The following is a 14,885-nucleotide window of genomic DNA, read 5'->3' as shown; positions in this document are numbered from 1 at the left end:
CGTCATTCCGGGATTCCGGGTTCGCTCGCAGCTCACGCTGCACGCGCCCCGGAATGACAGTTTGTGGCTACGACTTCACCGCGTCCCAGTCCGGCCGGACAGCGCCGGCGAGCCCCGCAGCAGCGCCTTCCACCAGCTCCAGCACCAGCAGCCGGTTCTGATCGACCGGACCCGGCATGGTCACATTGCCCTTCGGGATCGCCTTGAAGCCGACCCGGCGGTAATAGGGCTCGTCGCCGACCAGCAGGATGAGCTTGTGGCCCTTCTTGCGCGCATCGGCGATGGCGCGGTCCAGCAGCTTGCGGCCGACGCCGCGGCTGCGGAACGGCGGCTCGACGGTCAGCGGCCCGAGCAGCAGTGCCGGCGTATCGCCCACACAGATCGGCAATTGCCGGACCGAGCCGACCAGCAGCGTGCCGATCCGTGCCGTGAAAGACAGATCGAGCAGATGACCGACATGTTCGCGCAGCCGGTAGGCTGATAGCACGTAACGGCCCGGGCCGAAGGTGCGGGCATGCAGCCGCTCGATGATCTGGGCGTCATTGGCGGTTTCCGCCAGGATGGTCAGAGAAAGGTCATTCATGTCGGGAGGCGGGATAGCATTTGGCGGGCGCGCGGTCCATTGCCCGGGCGGACGGGATCAGACCCGCCAGGTGGCGCTGATCGGCTTGCCGTCGAAGATCTCGGCCAGCCGCAGCCTCGTGCCCTCGGTGGTGTCGTGAGGCAGGGCATCGAGGGCGAAGAAACCGGTTTCGGCGATTTCGCGATTGGGCTCGGGCAGCCGGTCCTGCCGGAACTGCCTGACCACATAGACCGCCACATGATCCCGGATCGAGACGTGACTGTTGAGAAACACACCATGCAGAACCGGTTCGCCGGTGAGTTCGATGCGCCCCTCTTCCCGCAGCTCCATGTCCAGCGCCTCGCGAAAGGTCTGGCCGACCTCGACGCCGCCGCCGGGCAGATACCAGCCGGTGACATAAGTATGCCGGACCAGAAACACGCGATTGTCGGCGTCGAGCACCACGGCGCGGACGCCCAGCGTCATGCCGCGCGCGAAGCGGAAATACAGATGCACGAATTTGCGCAAGGTCGGCTCCAGCCGCTGCCGCAACGTCGGTGAGGTCATCGCGGCAAATTCCTGGCTGGCGACACGGTGGGTGCTTGCGTCATATGCCCCACCTTGCCAAAACATGCAGGGATTTCACAGGCATGAGGGCGCATTGAGCCGGCTTGTTCACATACGCGCAGGGGCAGATCGCTTCTCATGACCGCTTTCACCCTCGCCCATCTGTCCGATCCGCATGTTCCGCCGATGCCGGAGCCGCAATGGCGCGAGCTCTTGGGGCAGCGCGTGCTCGGCTACCTGAACTGGCGGCGCAACCGGCACCTGATCCACCGCCGCGACATGCTGGATGTCATCGTCAGCGACATGCAGGCGCAGCAGCCGGACCATATTGCCGTCACCGGCGACCTCGTGAATCTCGCCCTGGATGCCGAATTCCCGCGTGCGCGCCGCTGGATCGAAAGCGTCGGCACACCGGACAAGGTCTCGCTGGCCCCCGGCAATCACGACGCCTATGTGCGCGGGGCACCGGAGCGCTTTGCGGAAACCTTCGGCGACTATATGCGCAGTGACGGCACCCCCGATATGCGCTTTCCGTTTCTGCGTATCCGCGGCCCGCTGGCACTGATCGGCGTGTCTTCAAGCGTGCCGACTGCGCCGTTCATGGCGACGGGCTCGCTCGGTGACGCGCAGCTCAAGGCACTCAACCTTATGCTTGGCGCTCTCGCAGAAGCGCATCTGTTTCGCGTATTGCTGATTCATCATCCGCTGCGCTCAAAGCAGAAGATGAAGCGACTGACGGATTCAGATGCGTTGCAGGCCATACTCAAGCGCCACGGCGTCGAGCTGATCCTGCACGGTCATGACCACATTCACTCGACCATGTGGTTCGACGGCCCGCAGCGGCGCATTCCTGCCATCGGAGTGCCGTCGGCGTCAGCGGTTGCACACGGCCACAAGCCAGCAGCCGCCTACAATCTGTTCGCCATCGAACGCGACGGCGAGCGCTGGCGCTGCGAGCAAACCGTGCGGGGCTTCGGGGGCAGCAATATGGTGCATGAGCTGACGCGAACGTTGCTGGTGTAGCGTGACTAATGTCCGCGCACAGACACGAACAGCGCGAGCGCAAATAGTCCCACGACGCCGACAATCACACCGAACACAAAACTCCAGAACCGGCTGTGCGGCTTCTTCACCGGCGGTGGCACCTCCGGCGCCGGCATTGTCACCAGCGCGTGCTCGCGCTCAATCATGCGGCGCGCGATATAGTCGGTGACCGCCTTTACGATGGTCGGAACGTCATGCGCCTCGGCCAGCACCACGCGACCGTGGCGGGTGTCCTGCACGAAGCGATACATGCGCTTGTCGCGGCCCATGGCGACATGGGCAACCATGTCAATCCACAGCCGCGGCGTGTCGCCCTGGCTGATGCCCCGGTCGAACATCTCAATGCCAACAGGGATCTCGGCGAACAGCGGATCGAGCGCTTCATTGAGGATCTCCAGCCGCGCCACTTCGGCATCGCGCAACTCGACGACGACACCGGTGCGATCGGCCGCCTCGATGCGGGCCTGACGCAACGCGTCGCGCAGCCGCTGCGGCCTGGCTTCCTCGACAGGCTTCGTCCCGTTACTCGCCACGCTGGACCTCTTTCTGGCTGCCTGAGCGCGCCATCCACCGGGCAGTAACCTATCAGTAACCACGAGTGCCGGAAAGGCCGTTTGTTTCCAGAGGCTTGGCCGCTAAACGCATCAATGGCCCCACCCGGTTTCCCGGATGAGGCCGCTGATATCCTTGGACGTCTTCTTATGGGCAAATCAGCGACAGGCTTGAGGCGATCCGGCGGCACTGGCGCCGATCTCAGCTTCAGGCGACTCGTCGGTCCTAAGCGACCTGGCGGCTCGGCTCTTCGACGATGGAGAAGCGGACGCCCGCACGGTGGCGATTCTCTTCCGACACGGTCTTCCAGGCTTCTTCGGCCTGCTTGCGCGTCTTGAACGGGCCCTGCACCTGGGCCGAGCCTTCAACCAGCTTGTGGAAGTTCATCGAACCGAACTCGCCGCCGATGACCCAGAAATTGCTACCGTGTGACATGTCGTGCTCCTGTTCATTCCTTATATCGACATTCGTGACATGCGATGCATTCACCGTGTGAACAGATAACGCCATGTCAGACAAAACCGCCAGATGCCTTGTGTTTGAATGGTGATGTAATGTAACATCACGATTGTAATAAATGTCATTTTGTCAATTTTGTCACAATTAACGACCGAGTGGTGACTCGGGGAACCAGGAATTGGCGCGGATGGCGGGCGAGTCTGGCAAGAAGCTGTTCGTGGGGCCGCGCTTCAGGCGGATCCGGCAGCAACAGGGCCTGTCCCAGACCCAGATGGCGGAGGGGCTCGGGATTTCGCCGAGCTACATCAATCTCATCGAGCGCAACCAGCGGCCGGTCACCGCGCAATTGCTGCTGCGCCTCGCCGAGACCTATGACCTCGATCTCCGCGATCTCGCGACGGCTGATGAAGATCGCTTCTTCGCGGAGCTGAACGAGATCTTTTCCGATCCGCTGTTTCGCCAGATCGATTTGCCGAAACAGGAATTGCGCGATCTCGCTGAACTCTGTCCCGGCGTCACGCATGCGCTGCAGCGGCTCTATGCGGCCTATACCGAAGCGCGGCGCGGCGAGACCATGGTGGCGGCGCAAATGGCCGATCGGCATGAAGGCGCGCCATTCGAAGCCAATCCGATCGAACGCGTGCGTGATTTGATCGAGGCCAACCGCAATTACTTCCCCGAACTCGAAGCGGCCGCCGAAGGCCTGCGCGACGAGATCAACGTGCCGTCGCAAGACCTGTTTGCGGCACTGAGCGCGCGACTGCGCGACAAATATTCGATCGTCACCCGCATCATGCCGGTGGACGTGATGCGCGAGACGCTCAGACGTTTCGACCGACATCGCCGGCAATTGCTGATCTCGGAAATGGTCGATGCGCCCGGCCGCGCCTTTCAGGTCGCGTTCCAGATCGGTCTCGTCGAGTGCTCGTCAAATTTCGAGAGCATCGTCGGCCGCGCCGGCCCTCTCGACGACACGACGCGGCGACTTTATCGCATCACACTGGCCAACTATTTTGCAGCGGCGGCGCTGATGCCCTATGCGGCGTTCCATACCGCCGCTGAAGCGCTGAGCTATGACGTGCAGGTGCTCGGCCAGCGCTTCAATGTCGGCTTCGAGCAGATCTGTCATCGCCTCACCACGCTGCAGCGGCCGAATGCGCGCGGCGTGCCGTTCTTCATGCTGCGCGTCGACAATGCCGGCAACGTGTCGAAGCGGTTCTCGTCAGGCACCTTCCCGTTCTCGAAATTCGGCGGCACCTGTCCACTGTGGAACGTGCACTCGACCTTTGACACGCCGGACCGTTTGCTGAGCCAGGTGATCGAACTGCCCGATGGAGGCCGTTACTTTTCCATTGCGCAGACGCTGCGCAGGCCGGCGGCACCACACCCGCAGCCGCAACCGCGCTTCGCTATCGGCCTCGGCTGCGAGATCCGCCATGCCGGCAAGCTCGCTTATTCGGCAGGCATCGATCTGGAAAAGGCCGAAGGCACGCCGATCGGCGTCAACTGCCGCCTGTGCGAGCGCGAAAACTGCAGCCAGCGCGCCGAGCCGCCGATCACGCGGAGTCTGATTCTGGACGAAAACACGCGGAGGGTGTCGAGCTTTGCGTTCAGCAATGCGCGGGAGTTGTGAGGCGCCCTGAGCCTTTGCAGTAGAAAAAGCCGTGCTATACAGATCGCATGGGATTTGGGGTTTTCATTCACCGCACAGATTCGATCTACGACGACAGCCCGGCCGAGCAGTATCAATTTCCGAGTCAGTACCTCAGCCGGGCACAGACCTTCGTTGGCGACTGGATCATCTATTACGAACCGCGCAAAGTCGAAGCGACACGTGGCTACTTTGCCATTGCCAAGGTTGAGCGGATTATCCCAGACCCTTCAGCAGCAGGCATGTATCTCGCACTAATCGAACCATCGAGCTACCTCGATTTCGCGACACCTGTCCCCTTCAACGATGCTGGCGGCGTCATTGAACGTGGCGTCCTAAACGAACAAGGTCGGATTTCGGGTCGAGCCCAGTCTGCCGTGCGGCCGGTTAGTCCAACAGATTTTGAACGTATTGTAGCGCTGGGGCTCGATGAGAGCGTTCAAATACTGCCAAGAATTGGTGACATCTCAGCGACCCCACAATTCGACGAGGTGCAAGCGCCCTTCGTCTTCGAAGAAACGCGGGATCGGCTGAACTACCTCACCTCGAGAATCGTCCGAAACCGCGCCTTTCGTCGCGTCATTCTGGATGCTTACGACCGACGCTGTTCTGTGACGGGACTCAAGCTTATTAACGGTGGCGGCCGCGCCGAAGTAGACGCGGCCCATATTAAGCCAGTGGAAGCAAATGGCCCCGACATCATCAACAATGGGATCGCTCTTTCAGGTACAGCTCATTGGATGTTCGACCGTGGATTGATTAGCCTCTCCGACGAACTTGAAATCCTCATTTCTCGTCACGTGAATGATTTTGAGAGCGTCCGCGCTCTAGTCAACAAGAATGGCCATGCGCTTCCGCCTCAACGAACGTCACAGCGGCCGCACCCACATTTCTTAGGTTGGCATCGCGACAATTGCTTCAAACAATAACTGTCCATAAGGATGCCCGAGACAGGCTCGGGCATGACGACCGAAAGGGCCTTCATGCTGCGAATTTTTATGTCGATTCGATTTGTAATCCTGCTCGCAACATCAGCCCTGATCGCCCTCGCCTCCCCCGCCTCCGCGCAGCGCGCAGCGTCCTGTCACAACGGCCAGAGCTTCGATCAATTCCTTGCCGGCCTGAAGCAGCAGGCCGTCGCCGCCGGCGTATCACAGCGCGCGATGGCGGAGGCCTCACCCTACCTTGTCTACGACCAAGGCATCGTCAATCGCGACCGCGGGCAGCGCGTATTCGGGCAGTTGTTCACGCAATTCGCCGGCCGCATGGCGGCGGATTACCGGATGCAGAACGGGCAACTCAAGATCAAGGCGAATGCCGCAGCCTTTGCGCGCGCCGAGAAGGAATATGGCGTGCCGCCTGCCGTCATCGCGGCGTTCTGGGCACTGGAGAGCGACTTCGGCGTGCAGATGGGCAATCTGCAGACGCTCCGTTCGCTGGTGTCGCTGGCCTATGACTGCCGGCGCTCGAAGATGTTTCAGGACGAGACCATCGCTGCGCTGAAGATCATCGATCGCGGCGATCTGTCGCCCGCCGAGATGATCGGCTCATGGGCCGGCGAACTCGGCCAGACGCAGTTTCTACCGACGCATTACTTCAACTATGCCGTGGACTATGACGGCGACGGCCATCGCAATTTGCTGCGCAGCCCCGCCGACGTGATCGGCTCGACCGCTCACTATATTTCCACCGGTTTGAAATGGCGACGCGGCGAACCGTGGCTGCAGGAGGTGCGGGTCACCGACAACGTGCCGTGGGATCAGGCCGATCTCACCATCCAGTTGCCCCGCGCGAAATGGGCGTCATTCGGCGTCAGCTATCCCGACGGACGGCCACTGCCGAACGACACCATGCCGGCATCGCTGCTGCTGCCGATGGGACGGCACGGCCCCGCCTTCCTCGCTTATGCGAATTTCGCCGCCTATACCGAATGGAATAATTCGCTGATCTATTCGACGACAGCAGCCTATCTCGCCACCCGCATCAATGGCGCCTCCAAGATGCGGCAGCCCTCCGCCCCTGTCGCGCAGCTGTCACATCCTGAATTGCGCGAGCTGCAGCAACTGCTGGTGAAGCGCGGCTTCAATGTCGGCAAGATCGACGGCATCCTCGGCCAGCAGAGCCGCACCGCGGTGAAGGCCATGCAGGTCAAGTTCGGCCTGCCCGCGGACTCCTGGCCGACGGCTGAATTGCTGGCGGCGCTGAAATCCGGGCGGTAAATTTCTTCTCTTTTGTGAGGCCGGGGCGGTTGAAATCAGCCAGCCGCGCCCCAACTCCATGCAACAGCATCTTTCTCGACCTGCCGCGCTGTGCCTCGAAACGCATCACAAAAGAGCATCCTCATGCCGTTCTATGATTCCGTCGTGCCCGCCTATCTACAGATGCTGGCCAGTCTGTCCGCTGGACTGAAAAAGGCCGAAGCCTATGCTGCCGCAGAGAAGATCGAGCCCGCCGTCCTGCTCGGCACGCGACTTTTCCCGGACATGCTGCCACTGAGCCGGCAGATCCAGCTCTCCTGCGATTTCGCCACCAAGGGCAGCGCGCGCCTATCCGGCAGCGAAGTGCCGGCGGTGCCGGATACCGAAACGACCTTCGATGAATTGCAGCAGCGAATCGGCAGGACCGTCGATTACCTGAAGAACTACAAGCCCGCCCAATTCGACGGCGGCGAGACCCGGGAGATCACCTTCCCCACCGGCCCCGGCAAGACCACCACCATGTCCGGCCAGCAATTCCTCACCAGCTTCTCGCTACCGAGCTTCTATTTCCACGTCACCACTGCCCACGGCATCCTGCGGATGTGCGGCATCGACGTCGGCAAGCGCGACTTCCTCGGCGCGCAGTAAGCCGCGCTGTCACCGCAGGATATTCGACTGCACGCAGGCCGATGGAGAGATCATGATCATTCAATCCATCACTGCCACGATCGTTTTATCCTGAACCGACGACATGCAGCGCAGCGGTATTGCCAATGCGCTGCATGATGCCCAATTCGATTTCACCTTTCATCGACTGGATCATTCATCATGAGCACGTCCAAACTCTTCGAACCCTACAAGCTTGGTGCGAACACGCTGACCAATCGCACGGTGATGGCACCGCTGACGCGCAATCGCGCATTGCCTGGCAACGTGCCGAACCCGCTGGCGATCGAATATTATAGCCAGCGTGCCAGCGCCGGCCTTCTGGTGACGGAAGGGACGCCGGTGTCGCAGCAAGGCCAAGGCTATCAGGACGTCCCGGGCATCTACACCAAGGAACAGATCGCTGGCTGGAAGAAGGTGACCGAGGCCGTGCATGCCAAGGGCGGTCATATCTATATGCAGATCTGGCACGTCGGCCGCATCTCGCATGTCAGCCTGCAGCCGAATGGCGGCGCGCCGGTGGCGCCTTCCGCGATCCGCGCCAACACCAAGACTTTCGTCAACAATACCTTCACCGACGTCTCGGAACCCCGCGCGCTGGAGCTGGGTGAAATTCAAGGCGTCATCGACAGTTTCGCACGCGGCGCAGCCAATGCGGTCGAAGCCGGTTTCGACGGCGTGGAGATCCATGGCGCCAATGGTTATCTGCTTGAGCAATTCGCGCGTGACAGCACTAACAAGCGCACCGACGCCTACGGCGGCTCACTCGAGAACCGCGCCAAACTGATGCTGGAAGTGGCCGCGGCAGTTGCCAAGGAAATCGGCGGCGACAGAACCGGCATTCGCATCTCGCCTGTGACGCCGGCCAACGATGCCGCCGCCGACACGCAGGCGCAAAAGCTGTTCGACTACATCACTGACGGGCTCAGCGCCGAGAAGCTGGTCTATCTGCATGTCGTTGAAGGCGCGACCGGCGGCTCGCGTGACAACGCGCCGTTCGATTATGCCAGCCTGCGCAAACGTTTCAGTGGAACGTATATCGCCAATAACGGCTTCGACCTCGCGCTCGCCAACAAAGTTCTCGAAACGAACGCTGCTGACCTGATCGCGTTCGGCAAGCCGTTCATCTCGAATCCGGATCTGGTCGAGCGCCTGAAGACCGGCGCACCGCTGAACGAGGCCGACAAGGCGACGTTCTATGGCGGCGGCGCCAAGGGCTACACGGATTATCCGGTGCTGGCAGCATCGAAGTAAGGCGCGCTATCAATAAAATGAAAAGGCCGGGATCGCCCGGCCTTTTTTCTGTTATTTGCACATTCGCAACGCGCTTCGCACTTACATCCATCCCGCCGCAAAGACGCGGTGACGTCTCGACAGGTTCGACATGACGCAGTCCACATATCCCGCTTCCATGAAGGCCGTTGCCTTCGACCACTTCGGCGGGCCGGAGGCCTTGCATTATGTCGAGGTACCCTCGCCGTCAGTGAGACCGAACGACCTGATCGTGCATGTCGCGGCTGCCGGAATAAACCGGGCGGACATCAACTATCGGGAGGGACGGTATGGCAAGGAGCCGAACTTCGGCGATTCCGACCTGGCAGGTCTGGAAATTGCGGGAACGGTGGTCGATGTCGGTGGCGCCGTCACACAGTTCAAGCCGGGCGACCGCATTATGGGCATCACGGGGGGCGGCGGCTATGCAGAGCTTGCCCGCATCGATGTCGGACTCGCGATGCCAGTCCCGTCCTGGATAACGGATATCGAAGCTGCAGCCATTCCCGAAGCCTTCGTGACGGCGCATCAAGCGCTCTTCCATCTCGGCGGCCTGCAGAAGGGCGAGCGGGTGCTGATCCATGGCGCGGGCGGCGGCGTGGGCTCCGCAGCGGTGCAACTGGCCATTCTATCCGAGGCCGGCAAGGTCATCACCACGAGCAGCGCGCAGAAGCAAGACAGGCTGCGGGCGCTGGGTGTTGATCTGGCGATCGATTACCGCGGCGAACAATTCGATGAAGTCCTCGCGCGATTGTCGCCCGATGCGGGAGTCGATGTGATCCTCGACTTCGTGGGCGGCCCCTATCTCGAGCGCAATATACGATCGCTGAGACCCGGCGGGCGCCTGATCCAGATCGGCGTATCCGGCGGATCGCAAGCGACGCTCCCTCTCGATCTCGTTCTTTTCAGGCGGCTGCGGATCGAAGGAACCGTGATGAAATCCGTTTCGCTGACGGAGAAGCGGAACATCGTCGGGCGATTTGCAGAGCGGTGGATGCCGGCACTCGCGAAAGGTGAATTGAAGCCGATCATCGACCGGACGTTTGCCTTGCGCGAGGCCAGCGAGGCGCAGCGGCATTTCGAGCGCGCCGAGCATTTCGGCAAGATTCTTTTGGTCCCCTAGATCGCGCAGAAATTGCGTCCCGGCCCGATGCGGGCCATCGCGCGACTTTGTGAAGCCGGGATTTCACGAATGCCGCCGCGGCAGGCCGGACAAACATACGTTCGTTTATGCCGCACCAATGCAAGCATGAGAACCGCAAGCTCTCGCGCAATGGAGGCGCGCGCGGCCTGTTGTCACAACAGTGGTGCCGTTCACGACCAAACGGCAGATGGAATGCACTCCGATCCTGGACTGCCTGCCCGCCACTGCAAAGGACACAACATGAAGATCCTCCTTGATCAGATTCTCTCTCAATCGGCCTATTCGAGCGAGATCGACGTTCCCATCGAGAAGATCGATATCGCTGACTGGCTGTTCAATCTGCCGGAAGCCGAATATCAGCGCTGTTGCCCGCCGGACCACATCTCCGCCGGAACGACCAGCACCGACGATGGCCGACGGATGTCGAGCCGGGCTGGTAATCCAGCACTATGTGGCCGAACAGGCAACACCGACCTATTGCCGGATGAATTCGCTGTCGGACGTGTTTACGGCGAGCGGGCGCACGCAAGTCAATGTCATCTGGGAATTGATTGCGGAGCCATTGGACGCCGGCCGCACGCGCTACACCAATCGCGTCACCTGCCACCCGACTGATGCTTTCATGGCGTTCATCGCCGAGCACGGCCAGACCTTCGAGCCGGCAGCAGCCGCACGGCAGGCCGCTGGAGGCGACCACAACAGCCGGGAGACGCCGCTGTTCGCGGCCAGCATCGCCCGCAAGGCGCTATCGGCCAAGAGATAAATTGAAGGTCGTTGTTGCGTGTGTTGTCGTCGCGACGGCGAGAATGCGGATAAGCGAAAGGCCGGGATCGCTCCCGGCCTTTTTGTTTGTTCAGGAAGCTCGCCTCAGTTCGCCGACGCGCGCTTCTGCGGCGGGGTCGCGGGCCACGACTTGATCAGCGTGTCGTAGTCCACCGTCTCGCCCTTCGGCTTCTCGTTGGCCAGCTTGCGCTGGGGCGCGATGTTGCCGTCCTTCGCCGACTTGTTGTACCAGAACTCGGCGGTCTCCTTCTTGTTCAGCTTCGGTCCGCATTCGCCCTGAACCTTGGATCGTTCAAGACGTTCGAGCACCGAATCCTGAGCTGCGGCCAGCGAGTCCATCGCCTGCTGCGGCGTCTTTGCACCGGACGAGGCGTCGCCGATGTTCTGCCACCACAACTGTGCCAGCTTCGGATAGTCCGGGATGTTGTTGCCGGTCGGTGACCACTGCACGCGGGCCGGCGAGCGATAGAACTCGACCAGACCGCCGAGCTTCGGCGCGCGTTCGGTGAACGACTTGTCCCAGATATCGCTCTCACGAATGAAGGTGAGTCCGACATGGCTCTTCTTCAGCGACACTGTCTTCGAGGTGATGAACTGCAGATAAAGCCAGGCTGCCTTGCGGCGATCCGCCGGGGTCGACTTGAGCAGCGTGCCCGAACCGACGTCCTGATAGCCGAGCTTCATGCCTTCCTTCCAGTAGGAGCCATGCGGCGACGGGGCCATGCGCCACTTCGGCGTTCCGTCAGCATTCATGACCGCGAGACCCGGCTTCACCATGTCGGCGGTGAAAGCGGTGTACCAGAACATTTGCTGGGCGATATTGCCCTGTGCTGGCACCGGCCCCGACTCCGAGAAGGTCATGCCCTGCGCCTGCGGCGGGGCATACTTCTTCATCCAGTCGAGATATTTCGCGATCGAATACACGGCGGCCGGACCGTTGGTATCGCCGCCGCGCTCGACGGAGGAGCCGACCGGACGACAGCCTTCCATACGAATGCCCCACTCATCGACGGGCAGACCATTCGGAAGACCCCTGTCGCCATTGCCGGCCATCGATAGCCAGGCGTCGGTGAAACGCCAGCCGAGCGACGGATCCTTCTTGCCGTAATCCATGTGGCCATAGACCTTGACGCCGTTGATCTCCTTGATGTCGTTGGTGAAGAATTCGGCGATGTCTTCATAGGCCGACCAGTTCACGGGCACGCCGAGATCGTAGCCATACTTGGCCTTGAACTTGGCCTTGTAGTCGGGATTGGTGAACCAGTCGTACCGGAACCAGTAGAGGTTGGCGAACTGCTGGTCGGGCAGTTGATACATCTTCTTGTCCGGCGCGGTGGTGAAGGACGTGCCGATGAAGTCCTTGACGTCGAGCGTCGGGCTGGTGACGTCCTTGCCTTCCGCGGTCATGTAGTCCGACAACGCGATGGTCTGGCCGTAGCGGAAATGCGTACCGATCAGATCGGAGTCGTTGATCCAGCCGTCATAGACGTTCTTGCCGGACTGCATCTGGGTCTGCAGCTTCTCGACCACGTCGCCTTCCTGGATCAGGTCGTGCTTCAGCTTGATGCCGGTGATTTCGGAGAACGCCTTGGCCAGCGTGCGCGATTCGTATTCGTGCGTGGTGATGGTTTCGGAGACGATATTGATCTCCATGCCCTTAAACGGCTGCGCGGCCTTCTCGTACCACTGCAGTTCTTTCAGCTGGTCAGCCTTCGACAGCGTGGATGGCTGGAATTCGCTGTCGATCCACTTCTGAATGGTGGCTTCGTCGGCCTTGGCCGGCGCGGCGAGCAGCGCAGTCGCCGTGATCAACGCAGCAGCGCTGGTCATCATGATATGGCGCGTCGGGCGACGTGCCTGTGTCGTCAGGTGCCTCATAGCTTCCTCCCTCACTTCTGTTTCAGGCCCGGGTTCATCCCGGGACTGCAGTCCATGCCGGTCAGACGGTGCGAAAAATTGCCACCGCCGAGACCAGCGAAATCAATGTCCCGAACCACAGGTTCGAAATTTCAACTCCTTCCTCGCCGATCGGCAACGTCGCGATCGGATCGGAACCGACGAAGCCGATCCACAACAGGTGGATGACGGCGGCCGCGATCAGCGACAGGAACAACCGGTCGCCGCGCGTGGTGGGAATGCGCAGGATGCCGATGCGTTCGGCTTCGGGATAAGCGACTGCGAGCCATGTCATGGTGCCCAGCGTGATCGCCAGCAGGCCGAAGAAGATCGCCGTCGGCGGCGTCCAGGCCATCCATGCGATGTTTTCCATGACGACCTCCTAGACCCGGCCAAGCGCGAAACCGCGCGCGATGTAATTGCGGACAAACCAGATGACGAGCGCGCCGGGGATGATGGTCAGCACGCCGGCGGCGGCGAGCAGACCCCAATCCATGCCCGAGGCCGATACAGTGCGCGTCATGACCGCCGAGATCGGCTTGGCATTCACCGACGTCAGTGTACGCGCGAGCAGCAGTTCGACCCAGGAGAACATGAAGCAGAAGAACGCGGCGACGCCGATACCAGATGCAATCAACGGCACGAGAATCTTCACGAAGAACTTCGGGAACGAGTAGCCATCGAGAAACGCCGTCTCGTCGATCTCGCGTGGCACACCTGACACAAAGCCTTCGAGGATCCACACCGCCAGCGGCACATTGAACAGGCAATGTGCCAACGCCACGGCCCAAGGCGTATCGAACAGGCCGATCGCCGAATAGAGATTGAAGAACGGCAGCGCGAATACCGCGGGCGGCGCCATCCGGTTCGACAGCAGCCAGAAGAACAGGTGCTTGTCGCCGAGGAAACGATAGCGCGAAAACGCGTAAGCTGCCGGCAGCGCGAAAGAGATCGACAGGATGGTGTTGATGATGACGTATTTCAGCGAATTGATGTAGCCCGAATACCAGCTCTCATCGGTGAAGATGCGGATGTAGTTGGCCAGCGTCGGCTGATGCGGCCACAGCGTCATCGTCGAGACGATCTCGGTATTGGTCTTGAAGCTCATATTGACGAGCCAATAGATCGGCAACAGCAGGAAGATCAAAAACAGCGTCAGGATAATACGGCGTCCGGGGATCGTATGCATCAGACCGCTCCCTCGGATTTGGTGTGATCGACGCCGGCATTGGTCATCACGGTGTAGAACACCCAACACACGATCAGCACGATCAGATTATAGACCAGCGACAGCGCGGCGGCCTTGCCGAGATCGAACTGGCCGAGCGCGATCTTGACGAGTTCGATGGAGACGAAGGTGGTCGAATTGCCAGGCCCGCCGCCGGTGACGACGAAAGGCTCGGTGTAGATCATGAAACTGTCCATGAAGCGCAGCAGCACGCCAATCAACAGCACGCGGTTGAGCTTGGGCAACTGGATGGCGCGAAACACCGCCCAGCGCGACGCGCCGTCAATCTGCGCTGCCTGATAATAGGCGTCGGGGATCGACTTCAGGCCGGCGTAACACAACAGCGCGACGAGGCTGGTCCAGTGCCAGACGTCCATCACGATGACGGTGGCCCAGGCATCGAACTCGTTCGACACGTAATTGTAGTCGATACCCATGTGATTGAGCGTGTAGCCGAGCAGACCGATGTCGGGACGCCCAAATATCTGCCAGATGGTGCCAACCACGTTCCATGGAATCAGCAACGGCAGCGCGAGGATCACGAGACACACCGCAACGCGCCAGCCATCGCGCGGCATCGACAACGCGACGAGAATGCCGAGCGGGACTTGAATGGCGAGGATGATCGCCGAGAATGCGAGATTACGCGCGAGCGAGGCGAAGAAGCGCCCGCCGAGATCGCTGGAGGGATCCAGCAATTCCTTGAACCAGCCGACGCCGTTCCAGAAGAACTGGTTGTTGCCGAAGGTGTCCTGCACCGAATAGTTCACCACCGTCATCAGCGGCAGCACGGCGGAGAACGCCACGATGAGAAACACCGGCAGGACGAGGAACCAGGCCTTTTGGTTGACGGTCTTGTCCAT

The 14,885-nt window shown here is 61.0% G+C and carries 15 protein-coding genes and 1 pseudogene; 8 read left to right on the top strand and 8 right to left on the bottom strand.

The features are described from left to right. Positions 1 to 67: 67 nt before the first annotated feature. The gene (locus RSO67_RS21810) at positions 68 to 583 is read right to left on the bottom strand and encodes an N-acetyltransferase (protein WP_315840540.1); all 516 of its coding nucleotides are present in this window, start codon (positions 581 to 583) and stop codon (positions 68 to 70) included. Between the two features lie 57 nt (positions 584 to 640). Next, entirely contained in the window at positions 641 to 1,129 is a 489-nt protein-coding gene (locus RSO67_RS21805) for an NUDIX domain-containing protein (RefSeq protein ID WP_068733059.1), read from the bottom strand. Positions 1,130 to 1,267: 138 nt separating this feature from the next. On the opposite strand from RSO67_RS21805, the gene RSO67_RS21800 reads away from it, so the two are divergent. Further along, positions 1,268 to 2,152 (top strand): metallophosphoesterase, encoded by an 885-nt coding sequence (locus tag RSO67_RS21800; RefSeq protein ID WP_315840539.1) that lies wholly within the window; start codon positions 1,268 to 1,270, stop codon positions 2,150 to 2,152. A gap of 5 nt (positions 2,153 to 2,157) precedes the next feature. Here the strand turns inward: RSO67_RS21800 and RSO67_RS21795 are convergent, their stop codons facing one another. Both RSO67_RS21795 and RSO67_RS21790 read right to left on the bottom strand, forming a co-directional pair. Then, complete coding sequence (locus tag RSO67_RS21795) at positions 2,158 to 2,706, bottom strand: hypothetical protein (protein ID WP_315840538.1); 549 nt, start codon at positions 2,704 to 2,706, stop codon at positions 2,158 to 2,160. A 244-nt stretch (positions 2,707 to 2,950) separates the two neighbouring features. Further along, complete coding sequence (locus RSO67_RS21790) at positions 2,951 to 3,160, bottom strand: hypothetical protein (protein ID WP_068733054.1); 210 nt, start codon at positions 3,158 to 3,160, stop codon at positions 2,951 to 2,953. Between the two features lie 211 nt (positions 3,161 to 3,371). Here RSO67_RS21790 and RSO67_RS21785 point away from each other — a divergent pair, with 211 nt between their 5' ends. The 7 genes and pseudogenes from RSO67_RS21785 (at position 3,372) to RSO67_RS21755 (ending at position 10,878) form a co-directional block, all read left to right on the top strand. Then, the gene (locus tag RSO67_RS21785) at positions 3,372 to 4,817 is read left to right on the top strand and encodes a short-chain fatty acyl-CoA regulator family protein (RefSeq protein ID WP_315840537.1); all 1,446 of its coding nucleotides are present in this window, start codon (positions 3,372 to 3,374) and stop codon (positions 4,815 to 4,817) included. 47 nt (positions 4,818 to 4,864) lie between these two features. Then, positions 4,865 to 5,764, top strand: coding sequence for an HNH endonuclease (locus RSO67_RS21780; RefSeq protein WP_315840536.1), 900 nt, complete (start codon positions 4,865 to 4,867; stop codon positions 5,762 to 5,764). A 69-nt stretch (positions 5,765 to 5,833) separates the two neighbouring features. Beyond that, positions 5,834 to 7,054 carry a lytic murein transglycosylase gene (locus tag RSO67_RS21775; RefSeq protein WP_315840535.1) on the top strand — a complete coding sequence of 407 codons (1,221 nt, stop codon included), beginning with the start codon at positions 5,834 to 5,836 and terminating at the stop codon, positions 7,052 to 7,054. A 123-nt stretch (positions 7,055 to 7,177) separates the two neighbouring features. Next, on the top strand, positions 7,178 to 7,681 hold the full coding sequence (locus tag RSO67_RS21770; protein WP_315840534.1) for a DUF1993 domain-containing protein: 504 nt from the start codon (positions 7,178 to 7,180) through the stop codon (positions 7,679 to 7,681). 180 nt (positions 7,682 to 7,861) lie between these two features. After that, a complete protein-coding gene (locus tag RSO67_RS21765; protein ID WP_315840533.1) occupies positions 7,862 to 8,953 on the top strand; it encodes an alkene reductase in 1,092 nt (363 codons plus the stop codon). 130 nt (positions 8,954 to 9,083) lie between these two features. Then, positions 9,084 to 10,094 carry an NAD(P)H-quinone oxidoreductase gene (locus RSO67_RS21760; protein WP_315840532.1) on the top strand — a complete coding sequence of 337 codons (1,011 nt, stop codon included), beginning with the start codon at positions 9,084 to 9,086 and terminating at the stop codon, positions 10,092 to 10,094. Positions 10,095 to 10,355: 261 nt separating this feature from the next. Beyond that, positions 10,356 to 10,878, top strand: a pseudogene (locus RSO67_RS21755) (hypothetical protein). A 104-nt stretch (positions 10,879 to 10,982) separates the two neighbouring features. On the opposite strand, the gene RSO67_RS21750 reads toward RSO67_RS21755, so the two are convergent. From RSO67_RS21750 to RSO67_RS21735, 4 genes are all read right to left on the bottom strand, one after another. Continuing rightward, entirely contained in the window at positions 10,983 to 12,728 is a 1,746-nt protein-coding gene (locus RSO67_RS21750; RefSeq protein WP_315844326.1) for an ABC transporter substrate-binding protein, read from the bottom strand. 109 nt (positions 12,729 to 12,837) lie between these two features. After that, complete coding sequence (locus RSO67_RS21745) at positions 12,838 to 13,167, bottom strand: DUF2160 domain-containing protein (RefSeq protein WP_315840531.1); 330 nt, start codon at positions 13,165 to 13,167, stop codon at positions 12,838 to 12,840. 9 nt (positions 13,168 to 13,176) lie between these two features. After that, positions 13,177 to 13,983 carry a carbohydrate ABC transporter permease gene (locus RSO67_RS21740; protein ID WP_315840530.1) on the bottom strand — a complete coding sequence of 269 codons (807 nt, stop codon included), beginning with the start codon at positions 13,981 to 13,983 and terminating at the stop codon, positions 13,177 to 13,179. Then, positions 13,983 to 14,885: a sugar ABC transporter permease gene (locus RSO67_RS21735; RefSeq protein WP_315840529.1), complete on the bottom strand. Its 903-nt coding sequence runs from the start codon at positions 14,883 to 14,885 to the stop codon at positions 13,983 to 13,985. The genes RSO67_RS21740 and RSO67_RS21735 overlap by 1 nt, the downstream gene beginning before the upstream one ends.

The sequence above is a fragment of the Tardiphaga sp. 709 genome (assembly GCF_032401055.1).
In the GTDB taxonomy this organism is placed as follows: domain Bacteria; phylum Pseudomonadota; class Alphaproteobacteria; order Rhizobiales; family Xanthobacteraceae; genus Tardiphaga.
Note: the sequence above shows the minus strand (reverse complement) of the source record. Positions and strands in the feature narration are given on the sequence as shown.

Excerpts from the sequence above, each read along its gene's own strand:
- RSO67_RS21785 (WP_315840537.1), top strand. The coding sequence starts at position 3,372 with ATGGCGGGCGAGTCTGGCAAGAAGCTGTTCGTGGGGCCGCGCTTCAGG.
- RSO67_RS21805 (WP_068733059.1), bottom strand. The coding sequence starts at position 1,129 with ATGACCTCACCGACGTTGCGGCAGCGGCTGGAGCCGACCTTGCGCAAA.
- RSO67_RS21765 (WP_315840533.1), top strand. The coding sequence starts at position 7,862 with ATGAGCACGTCCAAACTCTTCGAACCCTACAAGCTTGGTGCGAACACG.
- RSO67_RS21790 (WP_068733054.1), bottom strand. The coding sequence starts at position 3,160 with ATGTCACACGGTAGCAATTTCTGGGTCATCGGCGGCGAGTTCGGTTCG.
- RSO67_RS21800 (WP_315840539.1), top strand. The coding sequence starts at position 1,268 with ATGACCGCTTTCACCCTCGCCCATCTGTCCGATCCGCATGTTCCGCCG.
- RSO67_RS21775 (WP_315840535.1), top strand. The coding sequence starts at position 5,834 with ATGTCGATTCGATTTGTAATCCTGCTCGCAACATCAGCCCTGATCGCC.
- RSO67_RS21810 (WP_315840540.1), bottom strand. The coding sequence starts at position 583 with ATGAATGACCTTTCTCTGACCATCCTGGCGGAAACCGCCAATGACGCC.
- RSO67_RS21735 (WP_315840529.1), bottom strand. The coding sequence starts at position 14,885 with ATGGACAAGACCGTCAACCAAAAGGCCTGGTTCCTCGTCCTGCCGGTG.
- RSO67_RS21750 (WP_315844326.1), bottom strand. The coding sequence starts at position 12,728 with ATGACCAGCGCTGCTGCGTTGATCACGGCGACTGCGCTGCTCGCCGCG.
- RSO67_RS21760 (WP_315840532.1), top strand. The coding sequence starts at position 9,084 with ATGACGCAGTCCACATATCCCGCTTCCATGAAGGCCGTTGCCTTCGAC.
- RSO67_RS21745 (WP_315840531.1), bottom strand. The coding sequence starts at position 13,167 with ATGGAAAACATCGCATGGATGGCCTGGACGCCGCCGACGGCGATCTTC.
- RSO67_RS21770 (WP_315840534.1), top strand. The coding sequence starts at position 7,178 with ATGCCGTTCTATGATTCCGTCGTGCCCGCCTATCTACAGATGCTGGCC.
- RSO67_RS21740 (WP_315840530.1), bottom strand. The coding sequence starts at position 13,983 with ATGCATACGATCCCCGGACGCCGTATTATCCTGACGCTGTTTTTGATC.
- RSO67_RS21780 (WP_315840536.1), top strand. The coding sequence starts at position 4,865 with ATGGGATTTGGGGTTTTCATTCACCGCACAGATTCGATCTACGACGAC.